This is a genomic window from Synechococcus sp. Minos11, from assembly GCF_014279855.1.
GTDB lineage: Bacteria > Cyanobacteriota > Cyanobacteriia > PCC-6307 > Cyanobiaceae > RCC307.
The window spans coordinates 2,228,432-2,250,319 of record NZ_CP047953.1 but is presented as its reverse complement, the minus strand read 5'-3'; the positions used below and the strand labels follow the sequence as shown (position 1 = coordinate 2,250,319).

Below are 21,888 nucleotides of genomic sequence, written 5' to 3'. Positions count from 1 at the left end.
TCAGGCGGCCTGTTGCTGATTGGTGATCAGTCTGAGCTTGAGGATGGCTTTGGCTTCCAGCTGCCGCACCCGCTCGCGGGACACGTTGATCTGACGACCAATTTCGGCCAGCGTTTGTGGCTCGGCACCTTCGAGGCCAAAGCGCAATTTCAGGATTTTTTGTTCCCGCTCGTTGAGCTGGGTAATCCAGGTGCCTAGATGTTCTTTTTGAATGCGCCGGTCCATGCTTTCCATGGAGTCGTTGCAGGACGGGTCAGGGATCAGTTCACCCAAGGTGCTGCGGTCTTCCTCGCCGCGGGCGTGTGCATCGAGCGATGCACAAGGGGCGCTCTGACTTAGAAGTTCTTCCAGTTCATCGGGCTCCATGCCCATGGCGTGGGCGAGTTCCAAGCGGTTGGGTTGACGCCCAAAGCGGTGGGTGAGCTCCCGTGTGATGCGGCGCATCTTGGAGAGTTTTTCGCTGATGTGAATCGGCAGGCGAATGGTGCGGGCGCTGTTATCAATGGCGCGCGTCATGCCCTGGCGGATCCACCAGTAGGCATACGTTGAAAACTTGTAGCCCATGGCCGGGTCGAATTTGTCGACCGCACGCTCGAGACCAATGGCCCCTTCTTGCACTAAGTCCAGAAGCTCCAGGCCTTGGTTCTGATATTTCTTGGCGACGCTGACCACCAGGCGCAGGTTGGCGGCCATCATGCGGTCGCGGGCGCGGCAGCCCATGCGCACCTGCTGGCGCTGCTTGGGAGTGCGCTCCTCAGCGGGAATTTCGCTGAGTTGCTTCATTTGCTGGACCTGGTGGGCCAGCTCGATTTCTTCTGCGGCGGTCAGCAGCGGCACTCGGCCGATATTGCTGAGATACCAGCCAATTGAATCAGTACTAAGGCGGCCTGAGCCGCGATTAGATGAACGCGAGGCACTGCGATTCCGAGGCTTAGGCGCCTCAGATCGGTGCTCCAGTGGTGTCCCCATCACCCTGGTCTCCGAATTTAATTTGGCCAGAACATAGCACTGCTTCGGCCGCTTAATTGGTGCTATTAGGAAGACAATCTGGATTTCCAGAAAGCAACTGGATCAGCGTTTCTGATCGTTAAGTAATTGATGCATTGATGTGGTGTTGATGCTTTGTCTCTAAAGCTTCAAAACTCTTTGGTTTTAGTGGCAAATCGTTTGCAATGTGTGTGGATGGCCACAGTTTTAGTGGTCTTGGCCCTGTACGGAGCGCCATGTGTCCATGAGCTCGAGTTGTGAGTTGCGTTCTTCCTCTTGTGGCTGCCGCTGTGTGAACTGACCGTCGCTGCCCATATCCCAGGCGCCGCGGTTGTCATTGAGATAGGTCTGCATCAAAACTTCGAGTTGTCGGCGTAGAACTGGGTCCTCGACAGGCGTCACCGCTTCAACGCGCCGGTCGAGGTTGCGTCCCATCCAGTCGGCACTGCCGATAAACACCTCGGACGCTCCGGCATTACCGAACCAGAAGACTCGCGAGTGTTCGAGGAAGCGACCAATGATGCTCACCACGCGCACGCTCTCGCTTTGGCCGGGAATCCCTGGTCTGAGGCTGCAGATGCCTCGAATGATCAGTTCAATCTGCACTCCGGCTTGGGAGGCCTCATAGAGCAGGGCAATGATGCTCGGATCCACCAAGGAGTTCATCTTGGCGATGATGTGACCGCCGCGGCCTGCCTTGGCATGGTCGATTTCACGGCGGATCAGGGCCTCCATTCCCGCGCGCAGGCTGACGGGAGCGACGAGCAGTTTGCTGAATGTCTGTTGCTTGGAGAAACCGGTGAGGTAGTTGAACAACTCCACCAGGTCTCCCCCCAATTCAGGCCTGGCACTCAGCAAACCGAGATCGGTGTACAAACGTGACGTTTTGGAGTTGTAGTTGCCGGTACCGATGTGCACGTAGGAGCGCAACTCCTCTTTTTCGCGTCGCAACACCAGGGTGATTTTGGTGTGGGTTTTGAGCCCGATGACCCCGTAGACCACATGCACACCAGCATTTTCAAGCTGGCGGGCCCATTGAATGTTGTTTTCTTCGTCGAAACGGGCCTTGAGCTCCACCAGGGCCATGACCTGTTTGCCATTCTCAGCGGCGCGGATCAATGAACTGATCACGGCCGAGTCTTTTGAGACTCGGTAGAGGGTCATTTTGATGCCGAGCACATCAGGATCATCGGCCGATTGATTGATTAATTCCTCAACCGATGAGGAGAACAGGTCATAGGGGTGATGCAGCAGAACATCGCCGCGTTTGAGCACAGCAAAGATGCTTTCAAATTCCTCTTCTGGGATCGACCCATCGGCCAGCAGAGCTTTCTGCGCCCGCGCCAATGGCGCTGCAATGCGGGCCTTTTGGGGCTGGTCTTTGAACTTCGGCAGCGGCACGCCGGTGAGGGCGAACAGGTCATCAAGGCCCAGCGGCCCACTGATTTGGTAGACGTCCTCTTGCTCGACCGCCATGCCTTCCATCAGCAGGCCGATCACATCGCTTGGCATGTCATCGGCGACCTCGAGGCGCACCACCTCGCCGCCCATGCGGCGCCGGCGCAGACCCTCCTGCAGCGCATTCATCAGGTCGTCAGCTTCCAATTCCCGCAGCTCCAGGTCCGCGTCGCGGGTGACCCGGAAGGTGTAGTGGGCCTCCACGCTCATGCCGGGGAACAGCAAGCCCAGGTTGTTGGCCACCACCTGCTCCAGGGCGATGGCGGTGTAGAGCAAGCCCTCTTGACCAGCCAGCTCAAGGGGCATCTTGATGAAGCGCGGCAGATTCTTTTGGGGCACTTTCACCCGCGCAAATTGCTGCTCACCGGTATCGGGGTCCCGAATCAAGGCAGCGATGTTGAAGCTGAGGTTGCTGATGAAGGGAAACGGGTGGGCCGGATCCACCGCCAGCGGCGTCAGCACCGGAAAGATGGCGCTGCGGAAGTGCTGGTTGATCCAAGCGCGCTGCTCGCCATTGAGCTGGTGGTAATCCAGCACCTGCACGCCGTGTTCAGCCAGTTGCGGCCGCAGGGTGTCGCGGTAGTGCTGTTGCTGCTGCTCCAGCAGTGGCCGCAACTTGGTTTGGATCGCCACCAATTGCTCCAGCGGGGTGAGGCCGTCGACGCTTGGGGTCTCGATGCCGGCTTCCACCTGTGACTTCAGCGAAGCCACCCGCACCATGAAGAACTCGTCGAGGTTGTTGCTGAAGATCGCGCTGAATTTGGCCTGCTCCAACAGCGGCGTGCGTGGGTCCATGGCCTGGGCCAGCACCCGCTGGTTGAAATCAATCCAGGCCAGTTCTCGGTTGAGGTAGAGCTCGGGCGCGAGTTCGACCGACGTCATGGGATTGCTGCAGGAATGCTTGCGGCTCGGAAACTAGCCAGCTTGTTTAAAGCTTCCGTTAGCGCTCAAGGCAGCCACGCCGATCAGGAAGGCAGCGGCCAGCAGGAACGGGCTGCTGTGACCCACAAGCTCGTAGCTGAATCCCATCAGTGGCGGCCCCAGGAAACTGCCGAGGCTCTGCAGACCTTGCAGGCTGCCGAGAGCTGCACCTTGGCCGCCACTGCTGAGGCGACGCGACACCAGACTGCGCAGCGATGGCGTCACCAACCCAGTGCCAAAGGCCAGCAGGGCCACTGCTGGGTAGACGACGCTTTGACTGCGGTCCACCGGGGCCAGCGGAATCATCAGGCAACCCACCAGCACCAGGCCCAGGCCCGCCAGGGTTAAGCGCTGCTCGCCAAAGCGTTTGACCAGAGGGCCAATCAAACCGCCCTGCACCACGGTGGCCACAATCCCCACGATCAAAAATGCCGTGGTGGCAGGGCCAGGTCCCCAGCCGAATTTCTGTTTAAAGAACAGCACCAACACGGCCGTGAAGCCGTTGAAGGCCAAGAAGAAGAGGAAAAAGCCCAAACACAGCCGGCTCACCCGCGGGTTGCTGAACACACCGGAGAGTTGGGTGAAGGGATTGAGGGCCCGTTTGCGCGGCAGCGGTTGGCGTTGATCCAGTGGGTGTGTTTCAGGCAGCAGCCGCAGCACCAACAGCAGGTTCACAACAGCAATCAGCAGTGCGATCCAGACCGGCAGCGTGACGCTCCACTGGCTCAAGATCCCCGCGAAGGCCGGCCCGAGGATGAACCCCAAGCCAAAGGCCACACCGATCAAGCCAAAGGCTTTGGCTCGGTTTTCAGGGGTGCTGATGTCAGCCAGCACCGCACCTGCGGTGGCTGCTGTGCCGCCACTAAAGCCATCGAGAAGGCGGCCGCCAAACAGCAGCAGCAGCGGCCAAAGGCTGCCATCGGGCCACGGCAGTTCCAAGGTCAGTCCAAACACCCCAAGCCCAATAACGGTTCCTGCCACACAGGTGGCAATCACCGGGCGCCGGCCAAAGCGGTCACTGAAGGCGCCGATGAGGGGGGTGGCGATGAACTGAGCCAGGGCGTAACTGCCGGCCAGCAAACCCAAGGTGGTGCCGCTGCTGGTGAAGCTGGCTAGCAAAAACGGCAGCAAGGGGAAGACCAGGCTTTCGCTGACCCGGTCATTGAGCAGGGTGACGAAAACGCAAAGCAGGGTGGAGGGACGCTTCAACTCAGGCGCTCTCCGGCTGAGCCATGCCGCGCTCCTGACGAACCGTTTGCCAGACCTCAATGGCTTGCTGGCGCAGCAGTTGCTCCGGTGCCATCGCTTGCTGCTCTGGCGGCAGGTTCATTTCTTTGATGGCTTCCGAGTCGTCGTAGAAGTCGCTGTAGTCCTCCCAGCCGGCGCCGTAATAGATCTTGCGGATGCCAGCCCAGTGGGCAGCGCCGTAACACATGGGGCAGCAGCGGCTGCTGGCATAGAGCACGCAGCCACTGAGGTCCCAGGTCCCCAGTGCGCGGCCAGCGGCACGAATGGCGTTGATTTCAGCGTGCGCTGTGGGGTCGCTATCGCCGTTGACGCTGTTGCCTTCCGCGGCAATCACAACTCCATCGCGCACGATCACAGCACCAAAGGGTTCGCCGCTGCGTTCTTCCAGGGCGGTTTGCCGCGAGATCTCAATGGCCTGGGCCATGAACTGTTCGTGCTGGTCGGCGCTCGACATCACCAGGGCTCAGGAATGACGCAAGCTTGGTGCATCAGCAGCTCAATCGGATGGTCGAGCCCAGCTTGAGCCACCTCAACGCCAGCGGTGAGGTGCACATGGTGGAGGTGGGTGATCGAGCCAGCACTGAACGTTGCGCCACCGCCGAAGGCTGCATTGGCATGCAGCCCGAGGTGCTGCAGTTGGTGCTGCAGCGGCGTGCGCCCAAGGGCGATGTCTTGGCGGTGGCTCGCATTGCTGCCATTCAGGCGGCCAAGCGCACCTGGGAGTTGATCCCTCTCTGTCATCCGATTGCATTGACCGGCCTTGAGGTCAGCATTGAATCGCTGGCGGATGGCAGTGGTTTGCGGCTGGAGGCATCGGCTCGCACCGTTGGTCAAACCGGCGTTGAGATGGAGGCGCTCACGGCGGTGCAGGTGGGCTTGTTGACCCTCTACGACATGCTCAAAAGTGCTGATCCGGCCATGACCATCACGTCCGTGCGCCTGCTTAGTAAGGAGGGAGGCCGCAACGGCCGCTGGCAACGCTCGAGTGATGGCTGAACCCTTTCCAGCCGAAGGCTTGCCCTTAGAGCAAGCTCGCCAGGCCGTGCTCGCAGCATTGTCGGCCGCGCCATTGGTGGAATCGCTGCCTCTGCAAGAGGCGTTGGGGCGCTTGAGCGCTGCACCGGTGTTGGCGGCTGAGTCGGTGCCTGGATTTCGTGCCTCGATCCTCGATGGCTACGCCATCAGCACACCGGAGCCGCCAGCGTCTGGAACGCGTTGGCAGCTGGTGGGCCGCTCAGCGCCCGGGGCCCCCTATGGCGCTGAGCTTGGCGCCGGTGAAGCAATTCGCATCCTCACCGGTGCACCACTGCCAACTGGGGCTCAGCGGGTGTTGCCCCAGGAGCAGGTGCAGTGCCCTATGGCCTCCACGCTCGAGCTGGTTGAGGCGGTGTCAGATCAGCCGTGGATTCGCGCGGCTGATGAGGAGGCCAGTGCAGGCCAGCAGCTATTGGCTGCCGGCACCCGTTTGGGCGCAGCGGAACTGGCTCGCTTGGCATCGTGTGGAATCAGCCAGCTTGCGGTGACTGTGCGGCCGCGGCTGGGGCTGTTGATTACCGGGGATGAGTTGATTCCCCCGGGAGAACGCCGGCCCCCGGGAGCCATTTGGGAGAGCAACGGCACCCTGCTGGAGTCGTTATTGATTCGGCTGGGTTATCCCGTGGCCCAGCGCCGAGTGGTGGCCGACGATCCGGCAGCATTGCGGTTGGCCTTGCAGGAGCTGGCCGCTGGCTCGGATGTGGTGGTGAGCACTGGTGGGGTTTCTGCCGGTGACAGTGATTGGATTCGCCCCCTGCTGGCCGAGCTCGGTGAGGTGGCGTTTTGGAAGTTGTTTCTCAAGCCAGGCCGCCCGTTTGCCTTTGGCTCGCTGCAAGGGCCCAGCGGCCAAGCCATCCCCTTCTTTGGTCTGCCTGGCAATCCCGTGGCCGCAGCGATCACAGCCTTGCAATTGCTGTGGCCCGCCCTGCAACAGCTGGAGGGAGCCAAGCCCCAGCTGCTACCCCGTTTTCAGCTGCCGTTGGCCCAGGACCTGCGCCGCCGCGCCGGCCGGCCGGAGTTAGCCCGGGCTCGCTTGCACGTGGATGGTTCTGGCGTGCCCATGGCTTGGCTGGAGGGCAGTCAGGCCTCCTCCCGCATTGGCTCGTTGCAGGAGGCGGATCTGCTGTTGGAGTTGCCAGCTGAAGCCACGCAGTTAGCGGCGGGAACGTTGGTGTGGGCGCAACTGCTGCGGCTGCCGATCTTTTGAATCAAAGCGGCGTGTTGCCCTCGATCCAGCGGCGGTCACCAGAGCGGCTGATCTCCTGTTTCCAGAACGGCGCGTCGTGCTTGATGGCTTCCAGCAGCGCTTGGCAGCAGCGCTGGGCTGGACCGCGGCGATCAGCGCTCACGGCCACCAGCACCAGGGTTTGATTGGGTGTCACCCGGCCAATGCGATGGCGAATCAGCACGGCGCGTACGCCGTGGCTAGCGGCTGCATCGCTGGCTAAGTGCTGCAGCTGGCGTTCGGTCATGCCGGGATAGTGCTCCAGCTGCATGGCTTCGAGCTCCTCAGCGCTGCTGCCTTGGCTGCGCATGCGGCCAATGAAAATACCGGTGGCCGCGTTGCTCTGGTGGTGCGGCCATTGCTGCAACTCAGCCAGTGGCTCGAAAGCGTTGCTGCAGAGCGCCACATCGATCGGGATGCTGCTGGCCATGGCGTCAGCCACCACTGATCGGCGGCAGGAAGGCCAGCTCATCGCCTTGTTGGAGCTGTTGGCGCGGACTTTCAAATTCTTGATTGATCGCGACGCGTGTGCCGTCGGGAATGGCGTCTCCAAAGCCCAAGGCTTGCCACACGCTTAGGGCATCGGCGCCACTGGTGAGCGGCCATGATCGCTGGTCCCAGCCAGCCTGTTCACGCAGAGCGGCAAACAACCGCACAGTGATGCTGCCTGAGCTTTGCTGCATCACGGCAGCCTAGGAATGGGTAAAGCACCCCTTGGCGATGGGACTTGCAATCGCACTGCTGACGGTGTCCGATACGCGCAGCTTGGCCGACGATTCCAGCGGCGATGCCCTGCAGCAGGCCCTACTCGCCGCAGGCCATCAGTTGCAGGAGCGCGAGCTGGTGCCCGATGACCGTTATGCGATTCGGGCGGTATTGAGCGCTTGGATTGCTGATCGAGCGGTGCAGGTGGTGATCAGCTCAGGTGGCACCGGGCTCACCGGTCGCGATGGCACGCCAGAAGCGGTGGCTCCGCTGCTGGATAAAACCATTGATGGCTTTGGTGAGCTGTTCCGGGTCCTGTCCTTCGAGACCATCGGCACCAGCAGCTTGCAAAGCCGTTGTTTGGCGGGGACAGCCAACGGCACGATCATTTTTGTGTTGCCGGGTTCCCTCGATGCGGTGACCACGGCCTGGGAGCGTTTGATTGCAGCTCAGCTGAATCCAGACACCCGCCCCTGCAATTTGGTGCAGCTGTTGCCCCGCCTGCGGGAACCGTCGTGATCGCCTTGTCGCTGGCGGTGGTGGCGTTTCTCTATGGCGCTGTTGGCCATGCCGGTGCCACCGGTTACATCGCTGTGTTTGCGTTGGCCGGCCTCGCCCCTGAGCAGATCCGGCCCACGGCTTTGCTGCTCAACGTGGTGGTGGCGAGCTTGGGAAGTTGGCAGTTTTGGCGTGCTGGTCATCTGCAGTGGCGACAGTTTTGGCCGCTGCTGCCCCTGGCGCTGCCAGCGGCTTTTTTGGGGGGATGGCTGGATGTGCCAACCCGAGGTTTGCGGGTGCTGTTGGGCGTGGTGCTGCTGTCGGCCGGCGTTCGTTTTCTGCTGCGTCCGCAGGATCCCGAGCAGCTCGCTCCTCCCGATCGCTTCAGCCTGCTAGCCACCGGTGGTGGTTTGGGGTTCATGGCTGGCCTGACCGGCACTGGAGGTGGTGTGTTTCTGAGCCCTTGGATGGTGTTGCGGCGCTGGTGCGGCACCCGCCAAGCCGCGGCGGCATCGGCGGTGTTCATCTTGATGAACTCGATCGCAGGGCTCTTGGGTTTTTGGCGCTCAGGCCAACCGCTGCCGGCTGTGCCATGGGCGTGGTTGCTGATCGTGCTGCTAGCTGGTGGCGCCGGTGCCTACGTGGGTAGTCATCGCTGGGCCGTTCCCACCATTCGCCGTTTGCTGGCCCTAGTCACCGGGTTTGCGGGCAGCAAGTTGCTGCTGGGTTGAGCCATGGCTTCTTCTGCTTCGCTGCCGATTGAGCCGTTGTTGCCGCAGCTGCTGGAGACGTTGCGCGTCCATGGCCGGCTGGTGCTGCAGGCCCCGCCTGGAGCGGGCAAAACCACGCGAGTGCCGTTGGCCTTGGCCGCGGCTGAGCCTTGGAGCCAAGGCCGGGTGCTGGTGCTGGAACCGCGGCGCTTGGCCGCCAAGTTGGCTGCGCGCCAGATGGCCCGCAGCCTGGGGGAAGCCGTTGGTGAAACGGTGGGCTATCGCGTGCGGCTCGATAGCTGCGTTGGTCCCAACACCCGCGTGGAGTTGGTGACCGATGGGCTCTTTTTGCGCCTGTTGCAAGAGGACCCAGCCCTGAGCGGCGTCAGTGCGGTTCTGTTCGATGAAGTGCATGAGCGGGGCATTGGTAGTGATCTGGCCTTGGCGCTCACCTGGCAGGCCCGCCAGCTGCTGGTGCCCGATCTCGCTGTGGTGGCGATGTCAGCCACCCTCGATGCCGAGCCATTGGCGCGGTTGCTCGATAACGCTCCGGTGCTCAGCAGTGAGGGCCGTGCTTTCCCGGTGGAAACCATCTATGCCGAGCGGCCAGCACCGGATCAACCCAGTCCGCGAGCGATTGCGGATCAGGTGCGCCCGGCGATCCGGGAGGCCTTGGCAACGCAGCAGGGCAGCGTTTTGGTGTTTCTGCCTGGTCAGGCGGAGATCCGTCGTCTGATGGAGCAGCTGCAGGACGCCCTGCCGGCAGACGTGGAGCTCACGCCCCTGTTTGGTGATCTCGATGCGCGCGCCCAGGACGCGGCGGTGGCCGCCGCGGCGCCAGGTCGCCGCAAGGTGGTGCTGGCCACGGCCCTGGCGGAAAGCAGCCTCACCATCGATGGCATTGAGGTGGTGATTGATGCGGGCTGGAGCCGGGTGTCGCGGTTTGACCCCAGCACCGGTTTGGCGCGGTTGTTGACCGAAAAAGCAGCCGTGGCCCAAGCCGATCAGCGCCGCGGCCGCGCGGGTCGCCTGGGGCCAGGTGTTTGCTGGCGGCTGTGGACTGCTGTGGATCAACAGCGCCGGCCGCTGCAACCGCAGCCTGAAATTCTCAGCAGTGATCCCGCTCCATTGGCATTGGAGTTGGCCCTTTGGGGCTCAGCTGAGGGGGAGGAGTTGGCGTTTCTTGATCCGCCGCCTTCAGGTCCTCTGCAGCAGGCCCGGGTGTTGTTGCAGGAGTTGGGCGCCTTGCAGCCCAATGGCCAACCCACCCCCCGCGGCCGAGCGATGGCGGCTTTGGGCTTGCACCCGCGCTTGGGGGCGATGGTGTTGCGCGCCGCTGATCTTCAGCTGCCGGCCACTGCGTTGAAGCTGCCGCGGTTGTCAGCCGAGCAGCGCCAGGCCTTGGCCTGTGTGATGGCGGCGCTGCTTGGCGAACGGGATCCCTTGCGCCAAGACGCTGTTGGTGCCGACCTTTGCCTGCGGCTTGATCTGCTGGAGCAGCGAGGCCGAGCTGGCGCGATTGCACCCATCCGCCAGCTGGCGCTGCAACTCCGCCGTCAGCTGCGTTTGCCCAAAAGTGTTCCTTTGCTGCCAGAGGGCTGGGCTGCGTGGGTAGGGATTGTGTTGGCCTTGGCCTATCCCGACCGTTTGGCGTTGCCGCGGGCTCAGGAGCGCCCTGGCGTGATGGTGCTTAGCTCTGGCCGCGGCGCAGCTCTGGAGCCGCAGGATCCCCTGGCCGCCAGCGAAGCCTTGGTGGCGGCCCATCTCGATGGCGACCGGCGTCAGGCCCGCATCTGGTTGGCAGCACCGCTGCCCCGCGCGGCCTTGGAGTTGTTGCAGCCCGAACAGCTCCTCGATGACGATGTTGTGGAGTGGGACGACGAACGCCAGCAGGTGATGGCCTGCCGGCAGCGCCGCCTGGGTGCGTTGCTGCTTAGTGATGCCCCCCAGCCTCAGCCGGATTCAGCGGCTGTGCAGGCCGTGCTGCTGGAGCAGCTGCAGCGCCGCGGTTTGCAGTGGCTCGGCTGGACGCCAGCACAGCTGCAGTTGCGCGGCCGGCTGGCTTTTCTGCATCAGCTCGATCCTGAGCTGTGGCCAGCGGTGGATGAGGCGAGCCTGCTGGCTGAGCTGGAGCTGTGGCTTGGCCCGCACTTGGAGGGCGTACGCAGCGCGGCGCAGCTGCAGGCCATTGATCTGCAGGGGGCCTTGCTGGATCGCTTGGATTGGCGTGCCCGCAGCCAACTCGATGCGTTGGCCCCGTTGCGTTGGACCTTGCCCAGTGGCCGCCATGGCCGCATTGACTACAGCGGAGAAGAGCCGGTGCTCAGCAGCCGGCTCCAAGACTTTTTTGGCCTGCAGCAGACGCCCCGTCTGGCGGGTGGCCGCCATGCCGTGCTGGTGCATTTGCTCTCACCGGCTGGCCGCCCGGCTGCTGTGACCCGAGATTTGGAGAGTTTTTGGCAGCAGGGTTACCCGCTGGTGCGCAAAGACCTGCGGGGTCGTTATCCCAAGCACCGCTGGCCGGAGGATCCGACGCAGGCTTGAGCCGGCCGTGAAGGCTGGCGGCGCCTTGTTGGGAAGATGCGGCTGACCCAGGGGCTGCGGCGATAGCCCTGGCGCTGACTCAAATAGAGCTCGTCGGCAGCGATCAAATCAGCAGGATCGTCGAGATCCACTCCCCCATAGAGGAGGTGCAGCAAACGATCCGGCTCGATCTCGAGGGCGGCTGCTTCATCCCAAAGCCGCTTGCTGCGCTTGGGATTGGCAAAGACAAATTGGGCGCGGGCAATGTCTTTGCAGAGCCGCATGACCAGTTGCTGTTCCTTGCGTTGCTGGGAGGTGCTGCTGCCGCGGCAAAGGGAGGAGGGAAGCATCAACCGTATCTTTTGCTACAGCTTGATCGGCTCAGGCGCCAATTGGCATCGGTGTTCTCACCTAAATCCTTCAGCCGCCTAAATAAGCCATCTCCGCTGGCTGTCTGATTTCCCCTTGGCGTTGCTCGCGCTCTTCGCTGTAGCGATCGGTGCGCTGCTGCCAGATGGCCTTTAGAGCGGCTTGAAGTTCGTCAGTGCTGCTGTCTGTCCCAAGGAATGGGCGCAGATCATGGCCCTGCTCGGCAAACAGGCAGGTGTAGGCCATGCCTTCAGCGGTGACCCGCAGGCGGTTGCAGTCGCGGCAGAACGGTTGGCTTATTGAAGCCACTGCAGCGATGTGTCCTGCCCCATCGCGGTAACGCCAGCGGCTGGCGGTGCCGTGTTGGGGCCGCCCTAACGGTTCCAGTGGCCAACGCTGTTGCAGTTGGCTGAGGAGTTCGCTGGCGGGCACCACCTCAGCTGCTGACCAGCCGTTGCGGTTTCCCACATCCATGTATTCGATCAGCCGCAGCTCCACGTTCTGCTGGCGCGCCAATTCGGCCAGGGGAAGCAGTTGATCGTCGTTGTGGCCGCGTTGGATGACGCTGTTGAGCTTGATGGCACCGGATTCGGCGTGAAAGCCAGCGGCTTTGGCCGCAGCAATGCCTTGCAGCACGCGTTGCAGCATCTGCTCGCCATGGCGCTCGCCCCCTTGCAGGCCGGCCATGCGGCTCACGCTGGCCCCGGTAGCCCCATCGAGGCTGATGGTGATGCGATCGAGGCCCGCTCGTTTGAGTTGCTCGGCTCGGCAGCCGTTAAGCAGCGTGCCATTGGTGGTCAGGGCCACCTCCTGCAGCTGCTGCAACGGGTCGTGGCGGCTGTTGCGGCCCTGCTGAATCGCCAGCAGCAGCTCATCCAATTCAGGGGCGAGTAGCGGTTCTCCCCCGGTGAGCCGCAGGGTGGTCAAGCCCAGCTCGCAGCAAGCACGGATCAGTTGCAGCCGTTGGTGCAATGCGAGGCGCGTGTCTTCGCCGCCATCGGGCTGGCAGTACGGGCAAGACAGGTTGCAGCGGGCCGTCAGCGACAGCCGCAGCACACCCAATGGCCTGTGGTGTTGATCCATCAATCGCCCTGGAGTTGTCATTGGGGTCGATTGCAGTTGCGCAGTTGCCCTGGCGGCAGGCTCACGGCTCGGTAGTCGATTTGGTTGAGCCAGGCCATCCAACTGTTGTGACCGGCGGCGAGTGTTTCCAGCATGGATTGGCGTTGTTTGCTTCCCCCCGGATAAATACCCAGCAGGGGCTGCAGGCGTTCGCCGTCGTGGGCCACAGCTGCTGCACTGGGTTGCTGCTGCCAGCTGCTGATGAGTTGTCGTAAGCCATCAGCTTGCAGTTCCGGCATGTCCACTGGTGCAACCAGCAGGGCTTGCTGCTGATCGGCAGGAAACACCGGTGCAATGGCTTGAAGCGGGCCTGCTCCTGGTGTGGCATCGCGCTGCACGCTCACCCCTTGGCTTGTTTGCAGCAGCTGTTCATGGCTGCGGTGGATGGTGAGCACCAGCACCGGTAGATCCAAGCTGTTGAGCAGGTCCGTGATGTGCTCCAACCAGGTGCCGCCAGCGGCATGGGGAAGCAAGGCCTTATCCCGGCCCATGCGCCGGCTGGCCCCACCGCTGAGAACAACGGCCTTTAGTGCAATTTTGGTAGTCATTACAACAGTTTGATGATCAACACTTCGCGGATCCCGGTGAAAACGTTCTGCATGAACCACTTGATGTTTACTTTGTATCATTAAGTACTTTTAAGAGGCCTACAAGCTGATCCAATAGCGGGGTGGGCGACTTGTTTTGGTAACGCCCTAAATCCGCTGCCCGAGCATTCCATTTTGAGCTCAGGGTCTGTTTATTCACCTTGACTCTCATGCTTGGCGACCTTTGGTCGTTCCAGGGGAGATATCGCACGCTGCATCTCACCTGGTTCGCCTTTTTTCTAACGTTTGTTGTTTGGTTTAACCTGGCTCCCCTCGCCACCACGGTGAAGGCTGACCTGGGTTTGACTGTTGGCCAAATCCGCACCGTGGCGATCTGCAACGTTGCGCTCACCATCCCGGCGCGCGTGCTGATCGGGATGCTTCTCGACAAATTCGGTCCACGGCTGACCTACTCCACCTTGCTGGTGTTTTCGGTCATCCCCTGCTTGATGTTTGCGTCCGCGCAGGATTTCAATCAGTTGGTGGTGTCTCGCCTGCTGCTTTCCATCGTTGGCGCCGGCTTTGTGATCGGTATCCGCATGGTGGCCGAATGGTTCCCGCCCAAAGAAATCGGTTTGGCTGAGGGTATCTATGGCGGTTGGGGCAACTTTGGCTCCGCTTTCTCCGCTTTAGCTCTGGTTGGTGTGGCCGGTTGGCTGTCCTTCTCGGGTGGTTTTGAGCTGCCCACCGGTGCGGTCTTGAACTGGCGTGGTGCCATTGCCCTAACCGGCATTATTTCGGCTGTTTATGGCGTCATTTATTACTTCAACGTTAGTGATACTCCGCCTGGAAAGGTGTATCAGCGTCCGGAAAAAACAGCTGGTCTTGAAGTCACTTCCATGCGTGATTTCTGGGGTTTGCTTGGCATGAACGTGCCTTTTGCGGCCATTCTTTGTGTTCTCTGCTGGCGCCTTCAGAAGGTTGGATTCCTCAACGCTTCCACCTATCCGTTGGCTCTCTTGGCAGTTTTGGTGTGGTTTGCCTTCCAGACCTGGGGGATCGTTCGCACCAACCGTGAGCTGATCATGGGCACCAAGGAATACCCCAAGGAAGACCGCTACGAGTTCAAACAAGTGGCGATCCTTGAGCTCACTTACATCGTCAACTTTGGCTCTGAGCTGGCGGTGGTCTCGATGCTTCCCACCTTCTTTGAAACCACCTTTGACCTGCCCAAGGCCACTGCTGGAATCCTGGCCTCTTGCTTTGCTTTTGTGAATCTGGTCGCTCGCCCTGCTGGTGGCTTGATCTCCGATCGCCTGGGTTCCCGTAAAAACACCATGGGCTTCCTCACCTTCGGCTTAGGTGTTGGTTATCTGATCATGAGCATGATCAAGCCCGGCACCTTCACCGGTTCCACCGGCATTGCTGTTGCTGTGCTGATCACGATGCTGGCGTCCTTCTTTGTGCAGGCGGGTGAAGGAGCCACCTTTGCTTTGGTGCCTCTTGTGAAGCGTCGCGTCACCGGCCAGGTGGCTGGTTTGGTGGGCGCCTACGGCAACGTTGGCGCAGTGACCTACCTCACCATCTTCAGCTTGCTGCCCATGTGGATGGGTGGTGGCGCTGAGCCCACAGCTGACATCATCGCTTCTTCCAACAGTGCCTTCTTCCAGGTGCTCGGCGTGGCTGGTCTGGTTGTGGCCTTCTTCTGCTTCTTCTTCCTCAAAGAGCCGAAGGGTTCCTTTGCGGAACTGCATGAAGGTGAGGCTGCTCAAGTTCAGCCTGCTTCCTAAGCAGTTGCTAGTTCCTGCCCAGGGTCGAAAGATCCTGGGCTTTTTGTTTTTTAAAAGCGCTTGCCGTGGCTGATTCGGTGACCAGTCAGTGTCCTTACTGCGGTGTTGGCTGCGGTTTGGAATTGCTGCCTCCCGCGCAACCGGGCCGGCCCGTTCGTCGTGATGGCGAGGGCCATCCCATGTGGTCCGCCCGTGGTGATCGTGCCCATCCCTCAAGTCAGGGCCAGGTCTGCATCAAAGGGGCCACGGTTGGCGAGACCTTGGCGGGTGGACGACTCAGTCAGCCCCTGTATCGCTCCTCAATGGAGGACCCGTTCGAGCCCATCACCTGGGACAACGCGTTTGATCTCTTGGCGGGACGCATCCGCAGCACCCTGGCGAGCAAAGGTCCTGGGGCGATTGCGATGTATGGCTCCGGCCAGTTCCACACCGAGGACTATTACCTGGCGCAGAAGCTTTTCAAAGGCGCCATTGGTTCCAACAATTTCGATGCCAACTCGCGCTTGTGCATGAGTTCAGCGGTGGCTGGTTACACCCGCAGCCTTGGTTCTGATGGCCCGCCGTGTTGTTACGAGGATCTCGATCACTGTTCGGTGGCCTTTCTGATTGGCACCAACACCGCGGAATGCCATCCAGTGTTGTTTCAGCGTTTGTTGAAGCGCAAAAAGAAAGATCCCAAGGGCCTCACGATTGTGGTGGTGGATCCAAGGGCGACGGAAACAGCCAAGATCGCCGACCATCACTTGGCGATTGCACCAGGGACAGACCTGATGTTGCTGCACGGATTGGCGCGCTTGATCCTCAAAGATGCTGGCTTCAATGCCGACTTCATTGATGAGGCCACCGAGGGCTTTGCAGCGTTCTCTCAGGCGGTGGAGTCCTGGACACCGCGGCGGGTTGCTGAGGCCTGCGGCATCACTGAAAAGCAACTCAGGGCGGTGGCCCGGTTGTGGTGCCGCAAGCCAGCGGTTCTGAGTTTGTGGTCGATGGGCGTCAACCAGCGCCGTGAGGGCACGGCAGTCGTTGGCGGTTTAATCAACCTGCATCTGCTCACCGGTCAGATCGGCCATGCCGGAGCTGGACCGTTTTCCTTGACCGGCCAACCCAACGCCATGGGTGGCCGCGAAGCCGGCGGCTTGGCCCATCTGCTGCCCGGTTATCGGCTGGTGGGCAATGCCGACCACCGCGCTGAGGTTGAGCGGGCCTGGGGCTTTCAGCTTGGATCGATTGCGGCTCAACCTGGCTTGGCTGCTGGCGAGCAGGTGGAGGCGATGGAGCGTGGTGAGCTTGATCTTTGGTGGGTGGCGGCCACCAACCCCTTGGTGAGCATGCCGGAGTTGGACCGGCTTAAGGCAGCGCTGCGCAACTGCCCTTTGGTGGTGGTCAGTGACGCCTACGCCGATACCGAAACCTCCCACTACGCCCACTTGCTGTTGCCAGCGGCGCAATGGAGCGAGAAAGCCGGAGCGATGACCAATTCAGAGCGGCGCATCACCTATTGCCCGGCCTTCCGCCAACCCCATGGCGAGAGCCGCGCCGATTGGCAAGTGTTCGCTGAGCTCGGTCGCCGGCTCGGCTTTGAGCAGCAGTTCAGCTACGACTCCGCTGCTGAGGTGTATGCCGAATTTGCGGCTCTGAGTGCTGGCCGTTTATGCGATGTCTCTGGCCTCAGCCATGAGTTGCTATCTGAGCACGGACCCCAGCAGTGGCCGTTCCCCAGTGGCAGTGAACCCACCACAGAATCCAAGCGGCTGTACAGCGATCACCGCTTTGCCACGCCATCGCGGCGGGCCCGTTTCATGGCTGAGCAGCCATTGGGTTTGGCCGAACCACCCTGTGAGGCTTACCCCTTGGTGCTCACGGTCGGCCGCTATTTGGGCCATTGGCACACCATGACGCGAACGGCCAAGGTCGAGCGCATTCAGTCGATGCATGCCGAACCTCGCCTTGAGGTGCATCCCGACGATGCCAAGCGTTTTTCCCTTGAGGCCGATGGCATTGCGGCGATCACCTCACGCCGCGGCACGCTCACAGCTCGCATCACCATCACCGACCGCATTCGCTCGGGTTCGGTGTTTTTGCCGATGCACTGGGGATTCACCCAGGAGCATGCCTGTGAAGCCAATGCCTTGATGCACGGTGAGGCCTGTCCGATTTCCAAGCAGCCAGAGCTCAAGGCCACAGCCGTGGTGGTGGCTCCGGCGGTTTCGGTGATTCGTCCGCAGGAGCAGACGAGCCATCGCTTGCAAGCCTTACGTCGCTTGTTTAGCCCAGCACCTCGCTGAAGGCGGCCGGCAGGTTGTGGTGATCGTGGCCTGGTCGGGCCAGCTTGCAGAGGGCAAAGCGTTCCAGTTCATCGAGCTTTGACCAGGCGTTGGCATCGAGCTCAACTCCCTGCTTTTGAGCAGCATCGATCAACTCAGCAGGAATGCGATTGGGCTGTTGCCACGGCTCACTGCAAGCTGGAGGCAGGTTTTTGGCCATCCCATCAGCCATTGAGCTGGTGCAATCACGCAGATGATCACGCAGTGCATTGAGCTGCTGGTGCTCATCAGGCCAATCCACAAGTTGTTGGCGTTGTTCCTGACTCAGCGCCAACCAGTGGTTCAACTTCAGCTTGAGGCCGATGAGATCGAGTTTGCGGCGAACACAGAGAGGGATGCAGCGCCAGCTACCGATGAAATCGTGCTCAAAGGCAAAACAGTGGCTGGCTTGATTCATCGCAATTTGGTGTCGGTTGTGGCTTATTGATGTTCCGTTTCCTGACAGTTTTAGCTTCTCTTTGAAGCATTAATCATGCGTCTGGCAATTGCCATGGGTCTACTTCTTGGAGCTTCCCACGGTTGGTTTGCTGTTGATCAACACATGGTTCAGGCGGAGCCCGCTTTTGTGTCGATTTATACCGACTCTTGGGTGAACTGAAGAGCTTTTTTCATAGTGAAGTCATCAAGATTTAATTTTGATGGCAGTACAAAGTGCAGCGACGGTCGGTTCAGGCCGTCATCCCATCACCATCGCCGCTGGCTTTCTTGGAGCCTTTGTCGTTGGTTCTTTGGCAGTTCAACTGGTGAGAACGGCTGATCCAGTGGCTGTTTCGCCATCCCAGGTGGTGGCTCCGGTGACCGCCCATGCCGCCAGCCTTTGGCAGCCGCTGGCTCAGCCCTGAGCCAAGGCAGCCTGCACGGCGCCCAAGTGATTGAGGGCTTGGCCTGAGTTCAGCAGTTCTCTGGCGTGCTCAAGCCCTTGCTCCAGGCTGTCTTCACAGCCCGCCTGCCACAGATAAGTGCCGGCGTTCCAGAGCAAGGCGGTGGCTAGCTCGCCCTGCCCGCCCAGAGCTGCTCTGGCCTGATCGCTCCAGACATCGAGCCCTTCCCAGAGCTGGTCATGGCCGTAACAGCCATGGTCACGGGGGTGAAGGATTTGGCGCTCCTGCTGGTTGTTGCTGCAGCGGGCGGTGACGCAGGCTCTGCTGATCGGTAGATCCGTGCTGCCCTCCAAGCCCTTCACAGTCATTACGTCGGGCTCATCGGCGAGCTTGAGTGCCTCCCAGGCCCTGGCTTCGGTTGGGGGGTGAACAAAGCCGCTCACCAGCAGATGCTCGCCCTGGTGGGCGGTCCACAGCAGCTCGAGGCTGGCAACAGGTGGCCGTTTGCCGAGATCCTCTCGGTAAGGAATCAGGCTTTCAGCAGCTGGAAAGTGGTCGGGTTGATGCACCAGGGCCAGGTTGGTGGCATCTAGGCACTGCTGGAGCGTTTCTAAGTTGCGGCCTGTCCAGTTCACTTCCAGGGAGCTGAAGAGTTCAGCGCTGCTGACGCCATATTTCACAGGCATACGCCCAGCACCTTGCAGCACAACAGGAAGGCCTGCCGCCGCTAAGAGAAGAGCCGTGAGGGGATAGATCGGTGCGGTGCGGCTGCGGCCATCAAATGGCATGCCAAAGCTGATCGCCTTGGTGGTGGTGCTGAGCTTGGGACCGCGCTGCCGATAAACATCGAGCATGCCGGTGAGCTCTTGGGGCTCAGGCCGGCGGATGCGGTGGGCGATTAAAAAGGCGCCGATTTGGGCTGGTGTGGCCTCCTCATCAAGGATCAGTTCAAGCGCGTGGCGAGCTTCTTCGCGGCTAAGTCCTTTGCTGGTGTGCTCACCGCTGCCAACTTTGCGCAGGTAGGTCTTAAACGTTTCCCGCCCACTGGCCGGCGAGCTTGGCTGTGCGGCCATGACTGCTCCCTCGGCGCTGCGGCGATCCTGAAGAGCCGAGGGGGCCTGTTGAGTATCAACGGATACCAATGGCTTCTTTGCCGGGTAGCAAGCGTTGCTGTTGGGATGATTAATTTGCCTCAGATTCATGACTGAAAAGCGGCAACTTTTCAGAACGCTTTTTCTTTTAGAACCTCTAATTTGCCCTTTCAGTCATGACTTTGACCCCTTCGCTGACGCCAAGCCTGGCGGCGCCATCAGCTGATACCGTCACGGCCACACTCTTGGCTGCCAAAAAGGCGAAAGGTCTCACATTCACTGAGCTTGGTTCTCTGCTGGGCCGTGATGAGGTGTGGGTTGCCTCTCTGTTTTATGGCCAATCCACAGCCTCAGCTGCTGAAGCTCAGCAGCTGGCTGAAGCCTTGAATCTTGATCCGGCGATCACCGAGGCGCTGCAGAGCTATCCCACCAAAGGCTCGCTGGAGCCTGTGATCCCAACGGACCCGCTCATCTATCGCTTCTACGAGATCATGCAGGTCTATGGTATGCCGATGAAAGATGTGATCCAAGAAAAGTTTGGTGATGGCATCATGAGCGCCATTGATTTCACCCTCAACATCGACAAGGTGGAAGACCCTGCTGGTGATCGTGTCAAGGTCACCATGTGCGGCAAGTTCTTGCCTTACAAAAAGTGGTAACTATCTCAGCGTAGATAGCAAAGTAAGCGGCCAAATAATGGCCGCTTTTTTATTGGGCCTTCAGTTGGCGTTGCAAGGACTCTTTGAGGCGCGTTTGTTGTAAGTCCTGGGTCAATTGCTCCAGCAACTGGCGGCTTGATTCACTTTGAATGCAGCCCAGGGCTTGGATCGCCATCTCAGCAACGCCTGGCAGGGCATCCACCGTGGCGCAGGCGGCGATCCGCTGGAGGATTTCGGGTTCATCGCGTCGTTGCAGCAGCCGCAAGGTGGCGATCACAACCTCGGCTCGCAGATCGTCGAGCAGGGGTTCGCACAAGCTCAGCAGTTGCTCGGTGGAGATCCTGCGGCAGCGAAATGTCAGCAATTCGATTCCAGCTAAGCGGTGCTGCTGGCTTGGTGCGTTTAAGGCGTTGGTGATGATTGATAGATCAATCCCATTGCCCCAACACCCCAGGGCTCGCAGCACCTCCGGCTCGAACTCACCCGCTTGCGGAAGCCATTGCAGCAGCTGCTGTTTGGCGTCGGGGTGATGGCAAATGCTGAGGGCTCGAATCAGCGCTGATTGGAGTCCCAGTTGTTGGCAGAGGGGCCCGATCAGCTCAAAAGCTTGAGGCCCTGCCATGCCCAAGCGCTCGCCGATGGCGAGTGCAAGGGCAGGGTCGGAAACCTTGGGCAGCAGTTCTGCAAGTTCTGCAGGGCTGAGTGGTTGGCGCCTCCACTGAGCGAGACGCTTGGACAGTTCCAGTTCCTGGTCAGGCGTCAACAGCTCAGCAGGGGCGACAACAGTCAGCATCGATCAGCGGGCGCCGAGTTCAGCAGCCAGCTCGCGCTCGAGCTTCTCGTCTTTTTCACGAGGCAGAACGTTGTCCAGCTTGGTGCGGTGGGTGCTGTAGAAGAGCATCCCGATGAACACCATGCCGCCCACAATGTTGCCGAGGGTGACAGGCAGGAAGTTCCAGAAAATCACCTTGGTGAAAGGAACCCCAGAGCCAAGGATCGGACCAGCGGTGTGCAGGAACTGATTCACAACGATGTGCTCCATGCCCATCGTTTGGAACGCGGTGATGGGCAGCCAGCAGGCCAGCAGTTTGCCGGGAACGCTTTTGCTCACCAGGGCCAGGGTCACGCCGAGGCAGACCAACCAGTTGGCTACAAGACCGCGCAGGAACGCGAGGAAAAATCCGAGGCTGCCGAGGGCTTCGTACTTCTTCTCAACGTTGAGGATGTTGAGGCTGATGATTTTTTGGGCCACTTTTTGCCACATGCCGCCATCAGCGGCAGGGTCAATCGTGCCGCCACTGGTGAGGCTGATGGCCATGATGATCGCCACCACCAGGGTGCCGATGAAGTTGCCGATCCACACCCAACTCCAGTTGCGGAAGGTGGCGCTCCAGGTGCTCTTGCCGGCCCAGGTGGCCATGGGCAGCAGCGCGAAGTTGCCGGTGACCAGCTCCATGCCGAACAGCACGATGCTGACGAAGCCAAAGGGGAAGAGCACGGAGCCGAGGAACGGCATCTTGCTCTGAATTCCAACGGTCAGGGCCAAGATCACGGCCAGGCCAAGAATGGCTCCGGAATAGAAGCCGCGGAGCAGCAGGTTCTTGACACTAACGGTGGCTTTTTTACCGCCGGCGGCAATCATGCCGTCGACGAGCTCATTGGGTAGGACGTAGTCCATTTGTGAGGCTGTAACGCTCATGGTGTTGAAGTCAGATGGTTAGTCGTGGCTCTGGTCTCAGCCGCTGATGCTGTTCATGAGCTTGGAGAAGGCGTCGTTGCCTCCTTCCGGTTTGTTGATGGCGGGTTTGTCTTTGCCACTGGTGCTGAACCAGTTGACCAAACGACTGAAGAAATCAGCTTTTTGAGCCATGGTGA

At 60.7% G+C, this 21,888-nt stretch carries 23 protein-coding genes; 9 read left to right on the top strand and 14 right to left on the bottom strand.

Annotation, left to right across the window (positions count from 1 at the left end; genetic code table 11):
- The 4 genes from SynMINOS11_RS12620 to SynMINOS11_RS12605 all read right to left on the bottom strand — a co-directional run bounded on the left by SynMINOS11_RS12620 (position 1) and on the right by SynMINOS11_RS12605 (position 5,068).
- Complete coding sequence (locus SynMINOS11_RS12620; protein WP_043737528.1) at positions 1–969, bottom strand: sigma-70 family RNA polymerase sigma factor; 969 nt, start codon at positions 967–969, stop codon at positions 1–3.
- 225 nt (positions 970–1,194) lie between these two features.
- Positions 1,195–3,327, bottom strand: a complete 2,133-nt coding sequence (ppk1, locus tag SynMINOS11_RS12615; protein ID WP_186548928.1) for a polyphosphate kinase 1 — start codon at positions 3,325–3,327, stop codon at positions 1,195–1,197.
- Positions 3,328–3,360: 33 nt separating this feature from the next.
- Positions 3,361–4,575 (bottom strand): MFS transporter, encoded by a 1,215-nt coding sequence (locus SynMINOS11_RS12610; RefSeq protein ID WP_186548926.1) that lies wholly within the window; start codon positions 4,573–4,575, stop codon positions 3,361–3,363.
- A 1-nt stretch (position 4,576) separates the two neighbouring features.
- Positions 4,577–5,068, bottom strand: a complete 492-nt coding sequence (locus tag SynMINOS11_RS12605; RefSeq protein ID WP_186548924.1) for a nucleoside deaminase — start codon at positions 5,066–5,068, stop codon at positions 4,577–4,579.
- A gap of 50 nt (positions 5,069–5,118) precedes the next feature.
- Here SynMINOS11_RS12605 and moaC point away from each other — a divergent pair, with 50 nt between their 5' ends.
- Both moaC and SynMINOS11_RS12595 read left to right on the top strand, forming a co-directional pair.
- Positions 5,119–5,610 carry a cyclic pyranopterin monophosphate synthase MoaC gene (gene moaC, locus SynMINOS11_RS12600; RefSeq protein WP_043738505.1) on the top strand — a complete coding sequence of 164 codons (492 nt, stop codon included), beginning with the start codon at positions 5,119–5,121 and terminating at the stop codon, positions 5,608–5,610.
- Complete coding sequence (locus tag SynMINOS11_RS12595; protein WP_186548922.1) at positions 5,603–6,856, top strand: molybdopterin molybdotransferase MoeA; 1,254 nt, start codon at positions 5,603–5,605, stop codon at positions 6,854–6,856. The genes moaC and SynMINOS11_RS12595 overlap by 8 nt, the downstream gene beginning before the upstream one ends.
- A gap of 1 nt (position 6,857) precedes the next feature.
- Here SynMINOS11_RS12595 and SynMINOS11_RS12590 read toward each other — a convergent pair whose 3' ends face one another.
- Both SynMINOS11_RS12590 and SynMINOS11_RS12585 read right to left on the bottom strand, forming a co-directional pair.
- Positions 6,858–7,304, bottom strand: coding sequence for a molybdenum cofactor biosynthesis protein MoaE (locus SynMINOS11_RS12590; RefSeq protein ID WP_043738501.1), 447 nt, complete (start codon positions 7,302–7,304; stop codon positions 6,858–6,860).
- Between the two features lie 4 nt (positions 7,305–7,308).
- Positions 7,309–7,557, bottom strand: coding sequence for a MoaD/ThiS family protein (locus SynMINOS11_RS12585; RefSeq protein ID WP_186548920.1), 249 nt, complete (start codon positions 7,555–7,557; stop codon positions 7,309–7,311).
- A 37-nt stretch (positions 7,558–7,594) separates the two neighbouring features.
- On the opposite strand from SynMINOS11_RS12585, the gene moaB reads away from it, so the two are divergent.
- Genes moaB through hrpB form a run of 3 tightly spaced genes read left to right on the top strand, consistent with a single transcriptional unit; the run spans position 7,595 to position 11,331 of the window.
- Complete coding sequence (moaB, locus tag SynMINOS11_RS12580; protein ID WP_186548918.1) at positions 7,595–8,098, top strand: molybdenum cofactor biosynthesis protein B; 504 nt, start codon at positions 7,595–7,597, stop codon at positions 8,096–8,098.
- Entirely contained in the window at positions 8,095–8,808 is a 714-nt protein-coding gene (locus tag SynMINOS11_RS12575) for a sulfite exporter TauE/SafE family protein (RefSeq protein ID WP_186548916.1), read from the top strand. Before moaB ends, SynMINOS11_RS12575 begins: the two co-directional genes overlap by 4 nt.
- Before the next feature lie 3 nt (positions 8,809–8,811).
- Entirely contained in the window at positions 8,812–11,331 is a 2,520-nt protein-coding gene (gene hrpB, locus SynMINOS11_RS12570; RefSeq protein ID WP_186548915.1) for an ATP-dependent helicase HrpB, read from the top strand.
- Here hrpB and SynMINOS11_RS12565 read toward each other — a convergent pair.
- The 3 genes from SynMINOS11_RS12565 to SynMINOS11_RS12555 all read right to left on the bottom strand — a co-directional run bounded on the left by SynMINOS11_RS12565 (position 11,289) and on the right by SynMINOS11_RS12555 (position 13,349).
- On the bottom strand, positions 11,289–11,660 hold the full coding sequence (locus tag SynMINOS11_RS12565; protein WP_186548913.1) for a hypothetical protein: 372 nt from the start codon (positions 11,658–11,660) through the stop codon (positions 11,289–11,291). The two genes, hrpB and SynMINOS11_RS12565, sit on opposite strands and share 43 nt — an antisense overlap.
- 70 nt (positions 11,661–11,730) lie before the next feature.
- Positions 11,731–12,783, bottom strand: coding sequence for a GTP 3',8-cyclase MoaA (gene moaA, locus SynMINOS11_RS12560; RefSeq protein ID WP_186548911.1), 1,053 nt, complete (start codon positions 12,781–12,783; stop codon positions 11,731–11,733).
- Entirely contained in the window at positions 12,780–13,349 is a 570-nt protein-coding gene (locus SynMINOS11_RS12555) for a molybdenum cofactor guanylyltransferase (RefSeq protein ID WP_186548909.1), read from the bottom strand. The genes moaA and SynMINOS11_RS12555 overlap by 4 nt, the downstream gene beginning before the upstream one ends.
- Positions 13,350–13,558: 209 nt before the next feature.
- Between SynMINOS11_RS12555 and SynMINOS11_RS12550 the strand changes: the two genes are divergently transcribed.
- Both SynMINOS11_RS12550 and SynMINOS11_RS12545 read left to right on the top strand, forming a co-directional pair.
- Entirely contained in the window at positions 13,559–15,118 is a 1,560-nt protein-coding gene (locus SynMINOS11_RS12550) for a NarK family nitrate/nitrite MFS transporter (RefSeq protein ID WP_186550887.1), read from the top strand.
- Between the two features lie 65 nt (positions 15,119–15,183).
- A complete protein-coding gene (locus tag SynMINOS11_RS12545; RefSeq protein ID WP_186548907.1) occupies positions 15,184–17,403 on the top strand; it encodes a molybdopterin oxidoreductase family protein in 2,220 nt (739 codons plus the stop codon).
- Here the strand turns inward: SynMINOS11_RS12545 and SynMINOS11_RS12540 are convergent.
- Entirely contained in the window at positions 17,384–17,839 is a 456-nt protein-coding gene (locus SynMINOS11_RS12540) for a nitrate reductase associated protein (protein ID WP_011936900.1), read from the bottom strand. The two genes, SynMINOS11_RS12545 and SynMINOS11_RS12540, sit on opposite strands and share 20 nt — an antisense overlap.
- A 241-nt stretch (positions 17,840–18,080) precedes the next feature.
- On the opposite strand from SynMINOS11_RS12540, the gene SynMINOS11_RS12535 reads away from it, so the two are divergent.
- Complete coding sequence (locus SynMINOS11_RS12535; protein WP_186548905.1) at positions 18,081–18,284, top strand: hypothetical protein; 204 nt, start codon at positions 18,081–18,083, stop codon at positions 18,282–18,284.
- Here the strand turns inward: SynMINOS11_RS12535 and SynMINOS11_RS12530 are convergent.
- Positions 18,275–19,336 (bottom strand): anthranilate phosphoribosyltransferase family protein, encoded by a 1,062-nt coding sequence (locus tag SynMINOS11_RS12530; RefSeq protein ID WP_186548903.1) that lies wholly within the window; start codon positions 19,334–19,336, stop codon positions 18,275–18,277. The two genes, SynMINOS11_RS12535 and SynMINOS11_RS12530, sit on opposite strands and share 10 nt — an antisense overlap.
- A 194-nt stretch (positions 19,337–19,530) precedes the next feature.
- Here SynMINOS11_RS12530 and cynS point away from each other — a divergent pair, with 194 nt between their 5' ends.
- A complete protein-coding gene (cynS, locus tag SynMINOS11_RS12525) occupies positions 19,531–20,013 on the top strand; it encodes a cyanase (RefSeq protein ID WP_011936897.1) in 483 nt (160 codons plus the stop codon).
- Between the two features lie 49 nt (positions 20,014–20,062).
- On the opposite strand, the gene SynMINOS11_RS12520 is transcribed toward cynS, so the two are convergent.
- The 3 genes from SynMINOS11_RS12520 to SynMINOS11_RS12510 are packed head-to-tail and all read right to left on the bottom strand — an operon-like array spanning position 20,063 to position 21,883.
- Positions 20,063–20,806 carry a hypothetical protein gene (locus SynMINOS11_RS12520; RefSeq protein ID WP_186548902.1) on the bottom strand — a complete coding sequence of 248 codons (744 nt, stop codon included), beginning with the start codon at positions 20,804–20,806 and terminating at the stop codon, positions 20,063–20,065.
- A gap of 3 nt (positions 20,807–20,809) precedes the next feature.
- Positions 20,810–21,691 (bottom strand): formate/nitrite transporter family protein, encoded by an 882-nt coding sequence (locus SynMINOS11_RS12515; protein WP_186550885.1) that lies wholly within the window; start codon positions 21,689–21,691, stop codon positions 20,810–20,812.
- A gap of 57 nt (positions 21,692–21,748) precedes the next feature.
- Positions 21,749–21,883: a ferredoxin--nitrite reductase gene (locus SynMINOS11_RS12510; RefSeq protein ID WP_186548900.1), complete on the bottom strand. Its 135-nt coding sequence runs from the start codon at positions 21,881–21,883 to the stop codon at positions 21,749–21,751.
- Positions 21,884–21,888 lie beyond the last annotated feature (5 nt).